General features: G+C 66.6%; 17 protein-coding genes. 7 read left to right on the top strand and 10 right to left on the bottom strand.

Features of this window, described 5'->3' with window-relative positions; translation table 11 throughout:
* Positions 1-1536, bottom strand: a complete 1536-nt coding sequence (locus tag K0O64_RS18640; protein WP_071943405.1) for a glycerol-3-phosphate dehydrogenase/oxidase — start codon at positions 1534-1536, stop codon at positions 1-3.
* A complete protein-coding gene (locus K0O64_RS18645) occupies positions 1533-2114 on the bottom strand; it encodes a TetR/AcrR family transcriptional regulator (RefSeq protein ID WP_174714134.1) in 582 nt (193 codons plus the stop codon). The genes K0O64_RS18640 and K0O64_RS18645 overlap by 4 nt, the downstream gene beginning before the upstream one ends.
* A gap of 50 nt (positions 2115-2164) precedes the next feature.
* On the opposite strand from K0O64_RS18645, the gene K0O64_RS18650 reads away from it, so the two are divergent.
* The gene (locus K0O64_RS18650; protein WP_071949725.1) at positions 2165-3742 is read left to right on the top strand and encodes an FAD-binding oxidoreductase; all 1578 of its coding nucleotides are present in this window, start codon (positions 2165-2167) and stop codon (positions 3740-3742) included.
* Entirely contained in the window at positions 3739-4641 is a 903-nt protein-coding gene (locus tag K0O64_RS18655; protein WP_071943403.1) for a diacylglycerol kinase, read from the top strand. Before K0O64_RS18650 ends, K0O64_RS18655 begins: the two co-directional genes overlap by 4 nt.
* Here the strand turns inward: K0O64_RS18655 and K0O64_RS18660 are convergent.
* Complete coding sequence (locus tag K0O64_RS18660; protein WP_071943401.1) at positions 4638-5072, bottom strand: SRPBCC family protein; 435 nt, start codon at positions 5070-5072, stop codon at positions 4638-4640. The genes K0O64_RS18655 and K0O64_RS18660 overlap by 4 nt on opposite strands.
* Before the next feature lie 49 nt (positions 5073-5121).
* Here K0O64_RS18660 and K0O64_RS18665 point away from each other — a divergent pair, with 49 nt between their 5' ends.
* Positions 5122-6582 carry an HNH endonuclease signature motif containing protein gene (locus tag K0O64_RS18665; protein WP_071943399.1) on the top strand — a complete coding sequence of 487 codons (1461 nt, stop codon included), beginning with the start codon at positions 5122-5124 and terminating at the stop codon, positions 6580-6582.
* 10 nt (positions 6583-6592) lie between these two features.
* Here the strand turns inward: K0O64_RS18665 and K0O64_RS18670 are convergent, their stop codons facing one another.
* The 3 genes from K0O64_RS18670 to K0O64_RS18680 all read right to left on the bottom strand — a co-directional run bounded on the left by K0O64_RS18670 (position 6593) and on the right by K0O64_RS18680 (position 9008).
* Positions 6593-7105, bottom strand: coding sequence for a DUF3145 domain-containing protein (locus tag K0O64_RS18670; protein ID WP_071943397.1), 513 nt, complete (start codon positions 7103-7105; stop codon positions 6593-6595).
* 108 nt (positions 7106-7213) lie between these two features.
* Positions 7214-8041 carry a serine hydrolase domain-containing protein gene (locus tag K0O64_RS18675; protein WP_071943395.1) on the bottom strand — a complete coding sequence of 276 codons (828 nt, stop codon included), beginning with the start codon at positions 8039-8041 and terminating at the stop codon, positions 7214-7216.
* Positions 8042-8051: 10 nt separating this feature from the next.
* Positions 8052-9008, bottom strand: a complete 957-nt coding sequence (locus tag K0O64_RS18680) for a tetratricopeptide repeat protein (RefSeq protein ID WP_125477455.1) — start codon at positions 9006-9008, stop codon at positions 8052-8054.
* A gap of 69 nt (positions 9009-9077) precedes the next feature.
* On the opposite strand from K0O64_RS18680, the gene K0O64_RS18685 reads away from it, so the two are divergent.
* Positions 9078-10163, top strand: coding sequence for an S-(hydroxymethyl)mycothiol dehydrogenase (locus K0O64_RS18685; RefSeq protein ID WP_071943391.1), 1086 nt, complete (start codon positions 9078-9080; stop codon positions 10161-10163).
* Complete coding sequence (locus K0O64_RS18690) at positions 10160-10783, top strand: MBL fold metallo-hydrolase (protein WP_071943389.1); 624 nt, start codon at positions 10160-10162, stop codon at positions 10781-10783. The genes K0O64_RS18685 and K0O64_RS18690 overlap by 4 nt, the downstream gene beginning before the upstream one ends.
* On the opposite strand, the gene K0O64_RS18695 is transcribed toward K0O64_RS18690, so the two are convergent.
* Positions 10780-11112, bottom strand: a complete 333-nt coding sequence (locus K0O64_RS18695; RefSeq protein ID WP_071943387.1) for a winged helix-turn-helix transcriptional regulator — start codon at positions 11110-11112, stop codon at positions 10780-10782. The genes K0O64_RS18690 and K0O64_RS18695 overlap by 4 nt on opposite strands.
* A gap of 21 nt (positions 11113-11133) precedes the next feature.
* Here K0O64_RS18695 and K0O64_RS18700 point away from each other — a divergent pair, with 21 nt between their 5' ends.
* Positions 11134-11754 (top strand): carboxymuconolactone decarboxylase family protein, encoded by a 621-nt coding sequence (locus tag K0O64_RS18700; RefSeq protein ID WP_225933483.1) that lies wholly within the window; start codon positions 11134-11136, stop codon positions 11752-11754.
* Between the two features lie 14 nt (positions 11755-11768).
* On the top strand, positions 11769-11996 hold the full coding sequence (locus K0O64_RS18705) for a tautomerase family protein (RefSeq protein WP_071943385.1): 228 nt from the start codon (positions 11769-11771) through the stop codon (positions 11994-11996).
* Here the strand turns inward: K0O64_RS18705 and K0O64_RS18710 are convergent.
* The 3 genes from K0O64_RS18710 to K0O64_RS18720 are packed head-to-tail and all read right to left on the bottom strand — an operon-like array spanning position 11993 to position 14531.
* Complete coding sequence (locus K0O64_RS18710) at positions 11993-13141, bottom strand: zinc-binding dehydrogenase (RefSeq protein ID WP_071943383.1); 1149 nt, start codon at positions 13139-13141, stop codon at positions 11993-11995. The genes K0O64_RS18705 and K0O64_RS18710 overlap by 4 nt on opposite strands.
* 11 nt (positions 13142-13152) lie before the next feature.
* Positions 13153-13842: an SHOCT domain-containing protein gene (locus K0O64_RS18715; protein WP_071949723.1), complete on the bottom strand. Its 690-nt coding sequence runs from the start codon at positions 13840-13842 to the stop codon at positions 13153-13155.
* Positions 13843-13856: 14 nt separating this feature from the next.
* On the bottom strand, positions 13857-14531 hold the full coding sequence (locus tag K0O64_RS18720) for a TetR/AcrR family transcriptional regulator (RefSeq protein WP_096311742.1): 675 nt from the start codon (positions 14529-14531) through the stop codon (positions 13857-13859).
* Between the last annotated feature and the right edge of the window lie 35 nt (positions 14532-14566).

A 14566-nucleotide genomic window follows, 5' to 3' on the forward strand; every position in this document is an offset into this window, starting at 1 on the left:
TCAGGCGCGGGCCAGAAGTTCGTCGGCCACGTCCAACGCCCGGGCGCGGTCGGCCTCGACCAGCCCGATCCGGGTGCGTCGATCGACGATGTCATCGGCGCTCAGCGCGCCCTCATGGGTGACCGCGAACTCGAATTCCGCACGGGTAACGTCGATTCCGTCGGCCACCGCATCAGTGGGCCGCTCACACCGGGCTGAGGCGATCACGTTGGGTGACTCCGCACCGTAGCGCGCCACCAGCGAGCCCGGCAGATCAGTCGTGGTGCGCAGCGTCGCAACAGGATTGGCGGCCGCACCCACCAACGGTAGGTTCCGGGTCCGACACGGCTGGGCCGTCATCGCCCGGTCGGCCAGCGCACGGTCGAGGACGTCCTCGGCCATGTGCCGGTATTCGGTGAGCTTGCCGCCGACGACGCTGAACACACCGTTGGAGGATTCGATCACCGCGTGGTCGCGCGACAAGTCAGAGGTTCTGCCCTCCCCTGTGTCGATCAAGGGGCGCAACCCCGCGTATGCGCCCTTGACGTCGGCGGTCGTCAACGCGGTTCCCAGCGCCGTGTTGACGGTGTCGAGCAGGAAGCCGATCTCGCCCGGAGTCGGTTCCGGCACATCGGGAATCGGGCCGGGCGCATCCTCATCGGTCAAGCCGAGGTAGACGCGGCCGAGCTGTTCGGGCATCGCGAACACGAACCGGTTGATCTCGCCGGGGATCGGAATGGTCAGCGCCGCAGTCGGATTCCCGAAGGAGGCGGCGTCGAACACCAGGTGTGTTCCCCGGCTGGGGCGCAGCTTGATCGCGGCGTCCACCTCGCCGGCCCACACCCCGGTCGCGTTGATGACCGCGCGGGCATTGACGTCCAGCGATTCGCCGGTCAGTTCGTCGACCAATCGCACCGAGGTGCCGCTGGCAGCCGCCGCCGACACCCGGGTCAGGATCCGCGCGCCATGCTGAGCGGCGGTGCGGGCGACCGCAACCACCAATCGGGCGTCGTCGATCAGTTGGCCGTCATAGGCCAGCAGGCCACCGTCGAGACCCTCGCGTCGGACGGTGGGCACCATCGCCAGTGCCTGCGGAACGCCGACCCGCCGCGACCGCGGCAGGGTCGACGACGTGGTGCCGGCCATAATCCGCAACGCATCGCCGGCCATGAAACCTGTTCTGATCAAGGCACGTTGGCTGCGACCCATCGAGGGCAGCAGCGGAACCAGCTGCGGCATGGCGCTCACCAGATGCGGCGCGTTGCGGGTCATCAGGATGCCGCGCTCGATCGCGCTGCGCCGGGCGATGCCGACGTTGCCGGTGGCCAGGTAGCGCAGGCCGCCGTGCACGAGCTTGGAGCTCCACCGGCTCGTACCGAAAGCCAGGTCGTGCTTTTCGACCAGCAGCACTGACAGGCCGCGGCTGGCCGCGTCGAGCGCGATGCCGGTGCCGGTGATACCGCCGCCGATCACGACGACGTCAACGCGGGCACCGTCACCGAGCTCCATCAGGTCAGTGGCGCGGCGTCCGGCATTGAGGGCGGTCAGGTCACTCATGGGGCGAGGTATCCGTTCAGTGCATGTGACAGTTCGACGCTCAGCGCGTCGGCGTCGAGGATGGGTTCGACGATCTGGGCGGACTGGATTGCGGACTGGCCGATCAACAGCACCATCGCCGACAACTGGCGGACATCGCCGGCCCGCACGCTGCCGTCGGCCTGAGCGTCCCGCAGCGCGTCGACGAGCAAGTCGATGAGGATCTGCTGGCTGGTACCCAGCCGTCCGGCGATGTAGGTCATCGCCAAGTCGGGGGCCGATCGCAGCACCGACGTGATCAGTTCGTCGTCACGCAGGCGGCGTGCCACCTCGACGATCCGCTCGACCAGGCCGGTTCGACCCGGCTGGGTGGCCGGCACGGCGCGCCAGGTACCGGTGATTCGCTCAGTGAGCAGCGACGCGACGATCGTGCGGGTGTCTGGCCAGCGGCGATACACCGTCGGACGGCTGACGCCGGCACGACGGGCGATCTCGGCCAGCGTGACGCGCTCGACCCCGAAGTCCCGGACACAGCTGGCCGCGGCGGCCATGATCCGGTCGCCGATGTCCACCGATTCGTCGTTACTGATTGACAGCATCTGTAATACTGTAACGCATGAGCGACGATGCCCGCACCCTTGTTCCCCCGATGTCCTGGAACGCCTGGGGTGATCCGGAGGCCGCCAAACCCCTGTCCGACGGCATCAAGGCACTGCTCGAGCAGGCACTGGGCGTGACGGCGAGCGAAATCCCGGCCCCGGCCATCGATGAGGTAGAGGTGCGACCGTCGGCGTTGGCGGACGCGCACCGCGACGCCCTCACCGAGTTCGTCGGAGCCGAGTACGTCCGGACCGATGATCATGATCGCCTGCTGTATGCGGGCGGCAAGTCGACGCTGGATCTGTTGCGCCGCAAGCAAACTCATCAGGATGCCCCCGATGCAGTCCTGCTTCCCGGCAACGAGGACGAGATCGCGACGGTGTTGCGCTACTGCTCGCAGCACGGCATCGCAGTCGTGCCGTTCGGCGGCGGTACCAGCGTGGTCGGCGGGCTCGACCCGATTCGCGGTGAATTCGCCGCGGTCATCTCCCTGGACCTGCGCCGGCTTGACGCGCTGCACTCGCTGGACGAGACGTCGATGGAGGCCGAGTTGGGCGCCGGCGTCACCGGGCCGGACGCCGAACGGCTGCTGGGCGAACATGGCTTCTCGCTCGGACACTTCCCGCAGAGCTTCCGGTTCGCCACCATCGGCGGATATGCGGCCACCCGGTCCTCGGGACAGGATTCGGCGGGCTACGGCAGGTTCAACGACATGATCCGAGGGCTGACGGTGGTCACCCCGGTCGGCGTCCTCGACCTCGGCCGCGCGCCGGAGACCGCAGCCGGACCCGATCTGCGTGAGCTGTTCTCCGGGTCTGAGGGCGTTTTCGGTGTGATCACCCGCGTGCGCCTTCGGGTGCACCCGGTCCCGGAGACCACGCGCTACGAGGCGTGGTCGTTCCCCGACTTCGCCACCGGCGCGGCCGCTTTGCGTGCAGTGACCCAGATCGGCACCGGCCCGACCGTGCTGCGGTTGTCCGACGAGGCCGAGACCGGCGTGAACCTGGCGACGACCGGCAACATCGGCGAGCAGAGCATCACCGGCGGGTGTCTGGCACTCACCTTGTTCGAGGGAAGCGCCGCGCACACCGAGAGCCGGCACGCCGAAACCCGCGCGGTGCTGGAGGCCCAGGGCGGGACGTCGTTGGGTGAGGCCCCGGCGCGCGCGTGGGAGCACGGCCGCTTCGACGCCCCCTATCTGCGCGACTCGCTGCTGGCCGCGGGCACGTTGTGCGAGACGCTCGAGACGGCCACCACGTGGGCCAACCTGGCCACACTTAAGACAGCGGTGACCGAAGCGCTGACGAACTCGCTTGCCGAAAGCGGCACGCCCGCCTTGGTGATGTGCCACATTTCGCATGTGTACCCGACCGGCGCATCGCTCTACTTCACGGTGGTCGCCGGCCAGCGCGGCGATGTCGCCGAACAATGGCTGGCCGCGAAAGTCGCTGCGTCGAACGCGATTTCACGCGCCGGTGGGACCATCACCCACCACCACGCGGTCGGGGCCGATCACCGGCCGTGGATGGCCGCGGAAATCGGCGAGTTGGGCGTGAAGGTGCTGCAGGCCGTGAAGAAGGCGGTCGATCCGGCGGGAATCCTGAACCCGGGCAAGCTGATTCCATGATCTCCCGCGTCACTGTCCTGACGAACCCCAAATCGGGTCACGGTAATGCACCCCATGCCGGGGAGCTGGCGGTGGCCCGCTTCCAGGAGCTCGGCATCGACGTGACCGGGATCGTCGGACGTGACGCCGCCCACGCGCGCCAACTGGTCGACGAGGCGCTGACCCGCGAGACGGACGCGCTGGTCGTGATCGGCGGCGACGGCGTGATCCGCCTGGCGATACAGGCGTTGGCGCGCACTGACATTCCGCTCGGCATCGTGCCGGCCGGCACCGGAAACGACCATGCCCGCGAGTACCGCTTGCCGATGGCCGATCCGGTGGCCGCGGTAAACGTGATCGCGGCCGGATACACCGAAACCGTCGACCTCGGGCACATCAAGGGCGCCGACGGGTCCAGCACCTGGTTCGGAACGGTCGCCGCGACCGGGTTCGACTCACTGGTCAGCGACCGGGTGAACCGCATGAGTTGGCCGCACGGCCGGATGCGGTACAACGTGGCGCTGGTCGCTGAGATCTCTCGGTTGCGGCCCTTGCCTTTTCGACTGGTGCTCGACGGTGAACGCGAGATCGTCGCCGACCTCACGCTGGTGGCGTTCGGCAACACCCGCAGCTACGGCGGCGGCATGCTGATCACTCCGGGCGCTGATCATTCCGACGGGATGCTCGACATCACGATGGTGGGCGCGTCGTCGCGCACGAAACTCATCCGGCTGTTCCCGACGGTGTTCAAGGGCACGCACGTGAACCTCCCCCAGGTCACGACGGCCCGCGCCCGGACGGTCACGGTCGACTCCCCCGGCATCAACGCCTACGCCGACGGCGACTACGTGTGCCCGTTGCCCGCGGAGATCGCCGCGGTTCCGGCTGCTTTGAAAATTATTGTGCCGGAGAAGGTTTAGCGCTCCAACGCCTTCGCGCAACCGTCGAGCACCGCGGCGAAATTCCACGGCAGGAGCTTGGAGCTGAGCGCTTCCATCGCCTTACCACCACCACGGGCCGGATGGGTATACGTGCTCACCCAATCGACGTGGGTGCCGCCGTCTGTGAGGGTGAAGGTCAACGTGCCACCCTCGTGGTCGAACGCCGGAACCGATCCGACGATCAGATAGGTATAGCTGTGCGGCGGGTCGTAGGCGACGATCTCCTCGCGAAACCACAGACCGATGGCGAAGCCTGTTCGGATTGCGCCCAGGCCCGGCGGCGGCGAATCTTTCGCCCACTCGGCCGTCACGATCAGCGGCGCCGACTTGAGATTGACCGGATCGGCCAACCACGCGAAGACCTTGTCGGGCGGCGCGGCGATCGTCTTCTCGACGTGGAGTTGGACCATGCGATCAGGTTAGGGGAACTTGTCACCCCCCGATGGCATGATCGAATGTATGTTCGATGCCGGGTTGGGTTCCGCGAGCGATGCGGGCGTGGTGGATGCCCTCGTCGACTTCGCGCGTAGCGAGGCCCAGGACGCTGCGCGGCGGGTCGCAGCCATCGGCGAGTTGGTAGCGCGGCGCTGCGCAGACAACGAGCACGCGCACTGGGCCTGTGACGAGTGGGATGCCGCGGTCGCCGAGGTGTCGGCGGCGTTGCACATCACTTCCGGTCGGGCTTCGAGCGAGATGTTGATGGCAATGTCGCTGCGGCATCGGTTGCCGAGGGTGGCGGAGCTGTTCGCGGCGGGCGTGTTGAGTTATCGGGTATGTGAGGCGATCACCGATCGCACCTACCTGATCCAAGACCGAGCAACCTGGGCGTTGGTGGACAAGGCGATTGCCGAGGATGCAGTTGCCTGGGGTGCGTTGTCGGCGCTGAAGTTGCAGCGCGCCATCGACTACTGGGTAGATCGTTACGACCCGGGTGCGGTGCGCCGGGTGCGGTCGAGGGCCCGGGATCGCGACGTCGTGGTCGACATGCAGAACGCCCGTGATGGAGTCGTCGAGATTCGGGGCGCGGTGACCGTCGTCGACGGCGCGGTGGTGCAGCGCCGTTTGACGCAGATTGCGTATTCGGTGTGCGAGGACGATCCACGCACCATCGCCCAGCGCCGCTCCGATGCCATGGGCGCCATGGCCGCCGGCGCGGACCGCTTGGCGTGTCTATGCGGCAACCCCGAATGCCCCGCAGCCAGTGACGACGGCCGGGCAGCCAGTGTGGTGGTGCATGTGGTGGCCGAGGCCGAGGCGCTCCAGGAGCAAGCCGATCGCGTCAGCCACGGTGAGCAGCCCGACACCTCATCCGAAGCTGCGAACCGCAGGGCGCCCATTGGGGTGATGACCGGCCATCGGGGCACCGTGCCAACACCGCTGCTGGCCCAGCTCATCAATTCTGGTGCGAAAGTGCGGTACGTACGCCGTCCGAAGAATGAGCCCGAACCGCAGTACCGCCCGTCCACAGCGCTGGATGAATTCGTGCGGATGCGGGACATGACGTGTCGCTTCCCGAATTGCGATGTGCCCGCCGAGTTTTGCGATGTCGACCACACCATCGCCTGGCCGTTCGGCCCGACGCACCCGTCCAACCTGGCCTGTGTGTGCCGAAAACACCATCTGCTCAAGACCTTCTACGCCGGCTGGTCGGATCGTCAACACCCCGACGGCACCATCACGTGGACCTCACCGACCGGACGCACGTACATCACCAGACCCGGCAGTCACCTATTCCTGCCGACGTGGAACACCACCACCGCGGCCCTGCCGCCACCGCAAGGGGAACCGCCACCAACGATCGGCATCATGATGCCCACCCGGCGCAAAACCCGGGCAGCCCAACGCGCTCACCGCATCACAGCCGAGCGCAAACTCAACGACGCCCGCGTCGCCGAACGCACCCGACCCCCACCGTTCTGATCGGTGTGGCTTAGCCGACTCCCCTGCTGAGCCAACTCACCTCGCCGCCGTCACCGCCATCGCGGTACGGCTCGAGCGCCTCATCCCATGCCGTGCCGAGCACGGAGTCGAGCTCAGCGGCCAGCGTGTCGGCGCCCGAGGACATCAGGGTCCGCAGTCGCATCTCGCCAACCATGATGTCGCCGTTGGCACTCATCGTTCCGGCCCACAGACCGAGCTGCGGCGTATGGCAGAACCGCTCGCCGTCCACGCCGGCGCTGGGATCCTCGGTGACCTCGAACCGCAGAACCGACCACGAGCGCAGCGCATTCGCCAGCCGGGCACCGGTGCCGACGGGACCAACCCAGTTGGTCACCGCCCGCAACTGCCCAGGCATCGCCGGCTGTGGGGTCCACTTCAAGTTCGCCCTGGCATTCAGGGTCGACGACAGAGCCCACTCGACATGTGGGCATACCGCTGCGGGAGAGGCGTGGATGTACACCACGCCAGTCGTCGCATCGGCGAACTGGTTCGACGCACGCATCACCTTGCTCCTTCGGCTCTACGAGGGACGTCTTCCCCAACGACCTGGTGTAACCGAGTTGCAATAGTGTCGTGCGTGTCTATTGTGCCTTGTGAGGCCTGTGTTGCGCTAGTGCGGTGCGTACTCTCTCAGAACTTCATCAGAGAGCGCCCGCCAGGCCGGTTTGGCCCACTCGTCGAAATCCCGGTCCGTGAGCACTACCAGCGACAACGCCAGTTCCGGCTCCACCCAGATGAAGGTGCCGGTCTGGCCGAAGTGGCCGAACGTCCGAGGCGAGTTCGCCGAGCCGGTCCAATGCGGCGACTTGTCGTCCCGGATCTCGAAGCCCAGCCCCCAGTCATTGGGCCGCTGCACCCCGAACCCCGGCAGCACCCCGGTCAGGCCCGGGAACTGCACGCTGATCGTCTGCTTGTGCAGCTGAGCCGACACTGTCTTCGGCGCCAGCAGGTCAGCGGCGAACGCCGTCAGATCGGCCACCGTCGACACCCCGCCGAAGCCGGCCGCCTCCGCGCCGCCGTCCAACTCCGATGCGGCCATCCCCAGGGGTTCGAACACCGCCTCGGCCAGATACCGACCGAATTCGATCCCGGACTCGGCTTCGATCGTCTCGGCCAGCACCTGGAAGCCGTAGTTCGAATAGACCCGCCGTTTCCCGGGCTCGGCCATCACCTCCGCCGAATGCATCGAGAGCCCCGAGGCGTGCGACAGCAGATGCCGGACCGTGCTGCCCGGCGGACCCGCGGGGGTGTCCAACTCCACGACGCCCTCTTCGATCGCCACCTGCGCAGCGCGCGCCGCGAGCGGTTTGGTCACCGATGCGAGCCGGAATCGGCGAGCGGTGTCGCCGTACTCGGCCAGGACCCCGGCGCTGCCCACCACTGCGGCGGCGGCGGCCGGGCACGGCCAGTCGGCGATCGAGTCGAGTGGCGTGGCCATCAAGATCAGGCTACGCGGGCGCCGTCAGCAGACCGGTGTAGGCCCGCTCGATCCACTCGTGAACCTCGGCCACCGCAGACGCCGACTCGCGCACCCGTGGCTCTCGCAGCGCCGCCCGCAATACTGTCAGCGCCTCGCGATATCGGCCACGGCGCACAAGCACCGCCCCACGCATCGCAGAATCCACGCCATCGGCAGACTCCAACGCGCGCAAGTAATCGTCGGCCTCATCGAGTTCGCCTGCAGCCAAAGCAATTTCGACCGCACCGCGCAGCAGCCGCGGCAGGTGGCGCGGGTCGGCCTCCTCGATCGCTGCCCGCACCTCGGCCCGCGCGGTGTCCACATCGCCCAGTGCGCAGCGCAATAGCGCCGCACCGGGTTGCGGCACGACACCCGATTCGCGGGCTCGGGCATACGCCGCGAACGCTCCGTCGATATCACCGCGACGGCGCCGGAGTTCACCGAGCTGGTAGTACGCCTCACCGGCGGCCGCCGGTGCTGCGCCAACCAACGTCATCGCGCGCAGCACCGCGGAGCGTTCGGCCGCGAGATCGCTGTCGTCGCTCACTACGGCGACGACCGTTTCCAGATAGGTCAGTCGAACGGAGGCGGGGCTGTCCGGCGCCTCGGCCAGCAGTCCGCGCGCCCGACTGATCCACGCCTGCCCGACGGATACCTCACCCCGCGACAACCACGCCGACCCCAGTTCGACCGCCTTGCCCGCGGCCGCATTGGGATCGGTTCGCGCCAACCGGACGTAGACGAGTTCACCGACCCGCATCGCCTCGCGTTGGTGGCCGAGCCGCAACGCAGATGTCGCCATCGCATCGAGATCGTCAAGCGCCAACGGACCCACGGCGCCGGCGCGGGAGAACGCCGCATAGCTGGTTTCGAAGTCGCCGCGGCGGTAGGCGGCACGGGCCGTGATCAGCAGGTCGGCCTGGGTGTGAAGGATCGCGGTAAGCAAGTCTTCACCGTATCGCCCGAGCGGGACACGCACGGCGCATTCGGTATCCCCCGCGCTAGTGTTTGGCCCATGAGCCAGACAGTGCGCGGTGTGATCTCGCGATCCAAGAAACAGCCCGTCGAGTTGGTCGACATCGTGATCCCCGACCCCGGCCCGGGTGAGGTGGTTGTCGACATCATCGCCTGCGGGGTGTGCCACACCGATCTGACTTACCGCGAAGGCGGCATCAACGACGAGTACCCCTTCCTGCTCGGCCACGAGGCCGCCGGCACCGTCGAAGCGATCGGCGAGGGCGTCACCAACGTCGAACCCGGTGACTTCGTCATCCTCAACTGGCGTGCGGTGTGCGGGCAATGCCGGGCGTGCAAACGCGGCCGCCCGCACCTGTGCTTCAACACCCACAACGCCGCCCAGAAGATGACCCTGACCGACGGCACCGAACTGACCCCCGCCCTGGGCATCGGCGCCTTCGCCGACAAGACCCTGGTCCACGAAGGCCAGTGCACCAAGGTCGATCCCGAAGCCGACCCCGCCGTCGCCGGCCTGCTGGGCTGCGGGGTGATGGCCGGCCTGGGTGCCGCGATCAACACCGGTGCGGTCACCCGCGACGACACCGTGGCCGTCATCGGGTGCGGCGGCGTCGGTGACGCCGCGATCGCCGGGGCCGCGCTGGTCGGTGCGAAGAAGATCATCGCCATCGACATGGACAACAAGAAACTCCAGTGGGCGCGCGAGTTCGGCGCCACCCACATCATCAATGCCAAGGAGCTCGACGTCGTCGAGACCCTGCAAGACCTGACCGACGGGTTCGGCGCCGATGTCGTGATCGACGCCGTCGGCCGCCCGGAGACCTGGAAGCAGGCCTTCTACGGCCGCGACCTCGCCGGAACCGTTGTCCTGGTGGGTGTTCCGACCCCCGATATGACACTCGAGATGCCGCTGGTCGACTTCTTCTCCCGCGGCGGATCGTTGAAGTCCTCGTGGTACGGCGACTGCCTGCCCGAACGCGACTTCCCCACCCTGATCAGCCTCTACCGCCAAGGTCGGCTCCCCCTGGAGAAGTTCGTCTCCGAACGTATCAGCCTCGATGCCATCGAAGACGCCTTCCACAAGATGCACGCCGGTGAGGTGCTGCGCTCGGTGGTCGTGCTGTGAGCGGCATCGAGCGGGTTGTCACCCACGGCACCTTCGAACTCGACGGTGGCAGTTGGGAAGTCGACAACAACATCTGGATCGTCGGCGACGACTCCGAGGTGATCGTCATCGACGCCGCTCACAACGCCAAGGCCATCGAGGATGCGGTCGGCAACCGGCACGTCGTCGCGGTGGTGTGCACTCACGGCCACAACGACCACATCACCGTCGCGCCGCAACTGTCCGCCGATCTCGACGCCCCAGTGTTATTGAATCCTGCCGACGACATGCTGTGGCGGATGACGCACGGCGACAAGGAGTTCCGCACGATTTCCGACGGTCAGGTGCTCAAGGCCGACGGCATCGAGCTGCACGCGATCGCCACTCCCGGACACTCCCCCGGCTCCACCTGCCTCTACGCACCGGCACTCGGTGCGGTGTTCTCCGGCGACACCCTGTTCCAGGGCGGCCCCGGCGCGACCGGCCGGTCATTCTCCGACTTCCCGACCATCCTCGGGTCGATCAAGGACAAACTCGGCAAGCTGCCCGCCGACACCGTCGTCTACACCGGCCACGGAGACACCACGCGGATCGGCGACGAGTTGGTGAACTACGACGAGTGGGTTGCCAAGGGCAGCTAGCTCTGCGACTGAGCGCCCGAGGCCCAGCGCTCGGACCAGCTTTGGAGACTGTTGAGAGTCTTCATGAGGCTATGACCACTGTCGGTCAGGCGATAACCGCCGTCGTCGTGCACGACGGTTCCAAGCTCGCGTAAGTCCTTCAGGCGCGCGTTGAGCGAGCCCGGATTGGTTTCGCACGCTTCCTGAAGCGCGCGGAAAGTCAATGGCCCATCGCGTAATTCCCACAACACGCGCAGTGCGCCGCGCCGACCGAGCACATCCAGAACGACCATGATCGGGCGCCCACTCGACGAGCCACGCACAGGCCGGCCAAGCTTGGGAACATTCATGCTTTACATTTTGTAGCACGTGTGGGCATCGTCGCAACCATGACACGCTATAAGAATCATAGCGCCCGTGTGGCTCCGGCCGCCTCTCCGCTGCCCGCGGACATCCAAGGCAGCATCGACGCAGTGATGCGAGGCGGTGAACCGCTCGTTCTCTTCACCACGCTGGCCCGCGATCGTCGGCTGTTCTTCAAGCTCTTCAGTGCGGGACTTCTCGACCGGGGACACCTGACCATCCGGCAGCGCGAAATCGTCATCGACCGCACAACCGCATTGTGCAATGCCGAATACGAGTGGGGTGTGCATGTGGCGGCGTACGCCACCAAGGCAGAACTGGATGAACCGCAGATCGCAGCACTCGTGGAACGCGATGCGAGCGAAGATGTTTGGTCCGACGAGGACCGAGTCCTCATCCGACTCTGTGACAGCTTGCATCAGTTCTGCACTGTTGATGACGACCTGTGGCAGAGCCTGACTGAATACCACTCAGACGAGGCGATCATCGAATTGCTCATGCTTGCCGGCTACTACCGCATGATCAGCTACCTGGTCAACGGACTTCGGCTACCGCTCGAACCGAACGCACCGCGCTTCGCGGACATCCATGGACTCGGCCAGCAATTCCGCTGGCCGGCAGGAGAATAGAAAAGGAGAAGGCGATGCCATTCGTCAACGTGAAGGTCATCGAGGGAGTGTTCTCGGCGGCACAGAAGCAGGAGATCATCCAGAAGGTCACCGACGCCATGGTCGACATCGAGGGCGAGACCATGCGACCCGTCACCTGGGTGGTGGTCGAGGAGGTCAGCAGTGGCGACTGGGGCGTCGGCGGTCATCCGCTGCATACCGCCGACGTCAAAGCAATGGCCGCCCAGCCCGTCGGCCGTTAGGGCGTAATCACCGAACTGCTGGGATCGACCAGGATTTTCGCGTGCACTTCCGGATCACCCAGGGCGTCGAAGGCGGCCGCGACACCGTCGAGGCCGACCTTCCCCGTCACCAACGCGGACGCGTCGAGCTTGCCGTCGGCCAGCATGTGCAGGGTGTCGCGGAATTCCAGTGGCGTGTAAGCGAATACGAATCGCAGGTCGACCTCTTTGACGTTGGCCATCGACGGCCGTATCCGGTCTGCACCCATGCACACCCCGGCGACGACCACCCGTGAGTTCAGCGGCGCCGCACCGATGATCCCGTCCAGCACGCCGGGCACGCCGACACATTCAAAGATCACCGGCCGCTTGGGCGCTACCGCGCCCAGCGCGTCGGCGACGCGATAGACGTGCTGCCATCCGGGAAGCTTCCGAAGTCTCTCCATCGCGCTCATACCGCCCTCGTAGAGGGCCGGAGCGTCGAGCGGCTTGGACGCCTGTTCGTACGGCGAATCCACCTTCGGATCGACGACGATGTGGGCGCCGCACCGCGCGGCCAGCGCTCGCCGAGCCGGCGAGAAGTCACTGGCCACGATGGTGGCCACCCCCAACGTTTTCAGCTGGCAGATGATCCCCAAACCGACTGGCCCGCAGCCGATCACGATGGCTGTGTCGCTCTTCTTGATCTCACCGCGCCGCACTGCGTGCAGTGCGACCGCCATCGGCTCGGTGAGCGCGGCGACGTCCAGCGACAGACCGTTGGGCACTGCGAACGTCATGGCCGCCTGAACCAGGACCTGCTCGGCGTACCCGCCCGGAGCAAGCGGAGACAGCCCGGTCAAGTGCACACCACCGTGACCGCGCACCAGCGGGAAGGACACCACTCGGGTGCCGACCCTGAAGCCCTTCGGGGTCTTGCGGCCGCGCTCGGCGACCTCCCCGGAGAACTCGTGACCCATCACCACGGGGGTGTCGCTGCGCATGAAGTCGCGGTAGCCCATCTCGTCGGCGTTGCTGCGCACCTCGTCGGCATGGTCCTTGGCATGCAGATCCGATCCGCAGATGCCACAGCTGGCGACATTGACCACCAGCTGACCGTCCGCGGGCTTCGGGGCGGGCATCTCGATCACCGACAACGTTCCGTGCACACAGCTGACAGCCTTCACGGCGTTTGAGCCTACTCGCCCAGGATCCTGCGCTTCTCCGCGTCGAACTCGTCTTGTGTCAGCGCTCCCGAATCCCGCAGAGCAGCCAGAGTTTTCAGTTGCTCCAGCCGTACTCCTTGATCCGACGGCGTGTACTGGTGAGCTGGGGTGAACTGCGCAACCGTGGGCTGTTGCCTGCGCAAAATCAGCGATGCGATCAGGTCCAGCAGGCCCAGTCCGAAGATCCCGCCGAACACCCAGGGCAGATATCCTGAGCCGCTTTCCTTGCCGAACGCCAGCCGCGGATTGATGTAGCCGTTCACCTGCCCGTCGGTGCGAATCTGGTAGGTACCGGCCGCGGGAATTTCAGCGGTCCAGATCCGGATGTGGGTGTCACTGTTGACCGTCGTCAGAGTGCCGTGGTTCTCGGTCAGCACCGGGTCCGCGACCCCCTCCGGCGGAACGATGTTCAACCGCAACGACGGCAACGGGAAACCGCTGGACGGCGACCCGGTGACCGAGGTGTGGAAGCTGATCTGCGCCTGGCCGGCCGGCAGCTGCACCTGAGCAGAACCGGGAATCGGGACCTCGCCGTAGGCGTCGAACTCGTCGAGCACGAACGCGTTGAGGACCATCACGATGATGAAACCGACACCACCGATCACCATCATCAAGATTCCCGAGAGCGTCAGGATGCGGGAGACAGTCTTGGTGCCGGCCATGGTGAGAAAGTGTGTCACGCCGGGCTCTGCGCCGCGGCTCCTATCAGCCAGGTCACCAGCCCCGTCCGCAGGCCCTCGACGAACCGGGTATGCGGGTCTGGAAAGCCGAGTTCGGAGATCACGTCGCGCATCGACTCGGTGGGCACCGAGAACGGGAACATGCCGGCGACGAGACTCAACGTTCCCTCGCCGAAAAACGCCGCGAACTCGTCTGGCAGCCACGGCAGCTGACGGGCGGCCAGCTCGGACACCGTTGCGATGCTCTGCATGACCCGGACTTTGAAGTCACGGGCGAACTGACCGGAGATGTTGCGCTCCAGCACACCGGCCATCGCGCCCAGCAGCTCACACATCAACCGCCGCTCCACAAGCGTGTCGGTGACGACACCGGCGAACCGAATCTCGGTCGCATAGCCGGGCTTTCGCGCCCGCGGCCGCCCCAGCTGTCGCTCGAGCTCCGCCACCCAGTCCCGGCACTCCTCGTGCAGCACCTCGAGGAGGATCGCCTCTCGGGTGTCGAAGTAGCGCAGCACGTTGGACTTCGCCAGACCCACCCGCTCGCTGATGTCACGCAGCGTGACTCCGTCGACCCCTTTCTCGGACAGTGCCGCCCGCGCCGCGGTAAGGATCGCCGAGCGGCGGGCGGCCAGCTGCTCGGGCCGCCTGGCGCGCTGAAACGTCGAAGTCACGGGCTTCAATTTAGCAGACCAGCGTTCTCTTGTTA

This window comes from Mycolicibacterium pallens (assembly GCF_019456675.1).
In the GTDB taxonomy this organism is placed as follows: domain Bacteria; phylum Actinomycetota; class Actinomycetes; order Mycobacteriales; family Mycobacteriaceae; genus Mycobacterium; species Mycobacterium crocinum.

Bases quoted from the DNA above. Each gene is read 5' to 3' on its own strand.
- K0O64_RS18670 (WP_071943397.1), bottom strand. From the start codon at position 7,105: ATGCGTGCGTCGAACCAGTTCGCCGATGCGACGACTGGCGTGGTGTAC.
- K0O64_RS18715 (WP_071949723.1), bottom strand. From the start codon at position 13,842: ATGGCCGGCACCAAGACTGTCTCCCGCATCCTGACGCTCTCGGGAATC.
- K0O64_RS18660 (WP_071943401.1), bottom strand. From the start codon at position 5,072: ATGGTCCAACTCCACGTCGAGAAGACGATCGCCGCGCCGCCCGACAAG.
- K0O64_RS18640 (WP_071943405.1), bottom strand. From the start codon at position 1,536: ATGAGTGACCTGACCGCCCTCAATGCCGGACGCCGCGCCACTGACCTG.
- K0O64_RS18665 (WP_071943399.1), top strand. From the start codon at position 5,122: ATGTTCGATGCCGGGTTGGGTTCCGCGAGCGATGCGGGCGTGGTGGAT.
- K0O64_RS18685 (WP_071943391.1), top strand. From the start codon at position 9,078: ATGAGCCAGACAGTGCGCGGTGTGATCTCGCGATCCAAGAAACAGCCC.
- K0O64_RS18650 (WP_071949725.1), top strand. From the start codon at position 2,165: ATGTCCTGGAACGCCTGGGGTGATCCGGAGGCCGCCAAACCCCTGTCC.
- K0O64_RS18645 (WP_174714134.1), bottom strand. From the start codon at position 2,114: ATGCTGTCAATCAGTAACGACGAATCGGTGGACATCGGCGACCGGATC.
- K0O64_RS18695 (WP_071943387.1), bottom strand. From the start codon at position 11,112: ATGAATGTTCCCAAGCTTGGCCGGCCTGTGCGTGGCTCGTCGAGTGGG.
- K0O64_RS18655 (WP_071943403.1), top strand. From the start codon at position 3,739: ATGATCTCCCGCGTCACTGTCCTGACGAACCCCAAATCGGGTCACGGT.
- K0O64_RS18675 (WP_071943395.1), bottom strand. From the start codon at position 8,041: ATGGCCACGCCACTCGACTCGATCGCCGACTGGCCGTGCCCGGCCGCC.
- K0O64_RS18705 (WP_071943385.1), top strand. From the start codon at position 11,769: ATGCCATTCGTCAACGTGAAGGTCATCGAGGGAGTGTTCTCGGCGGCA.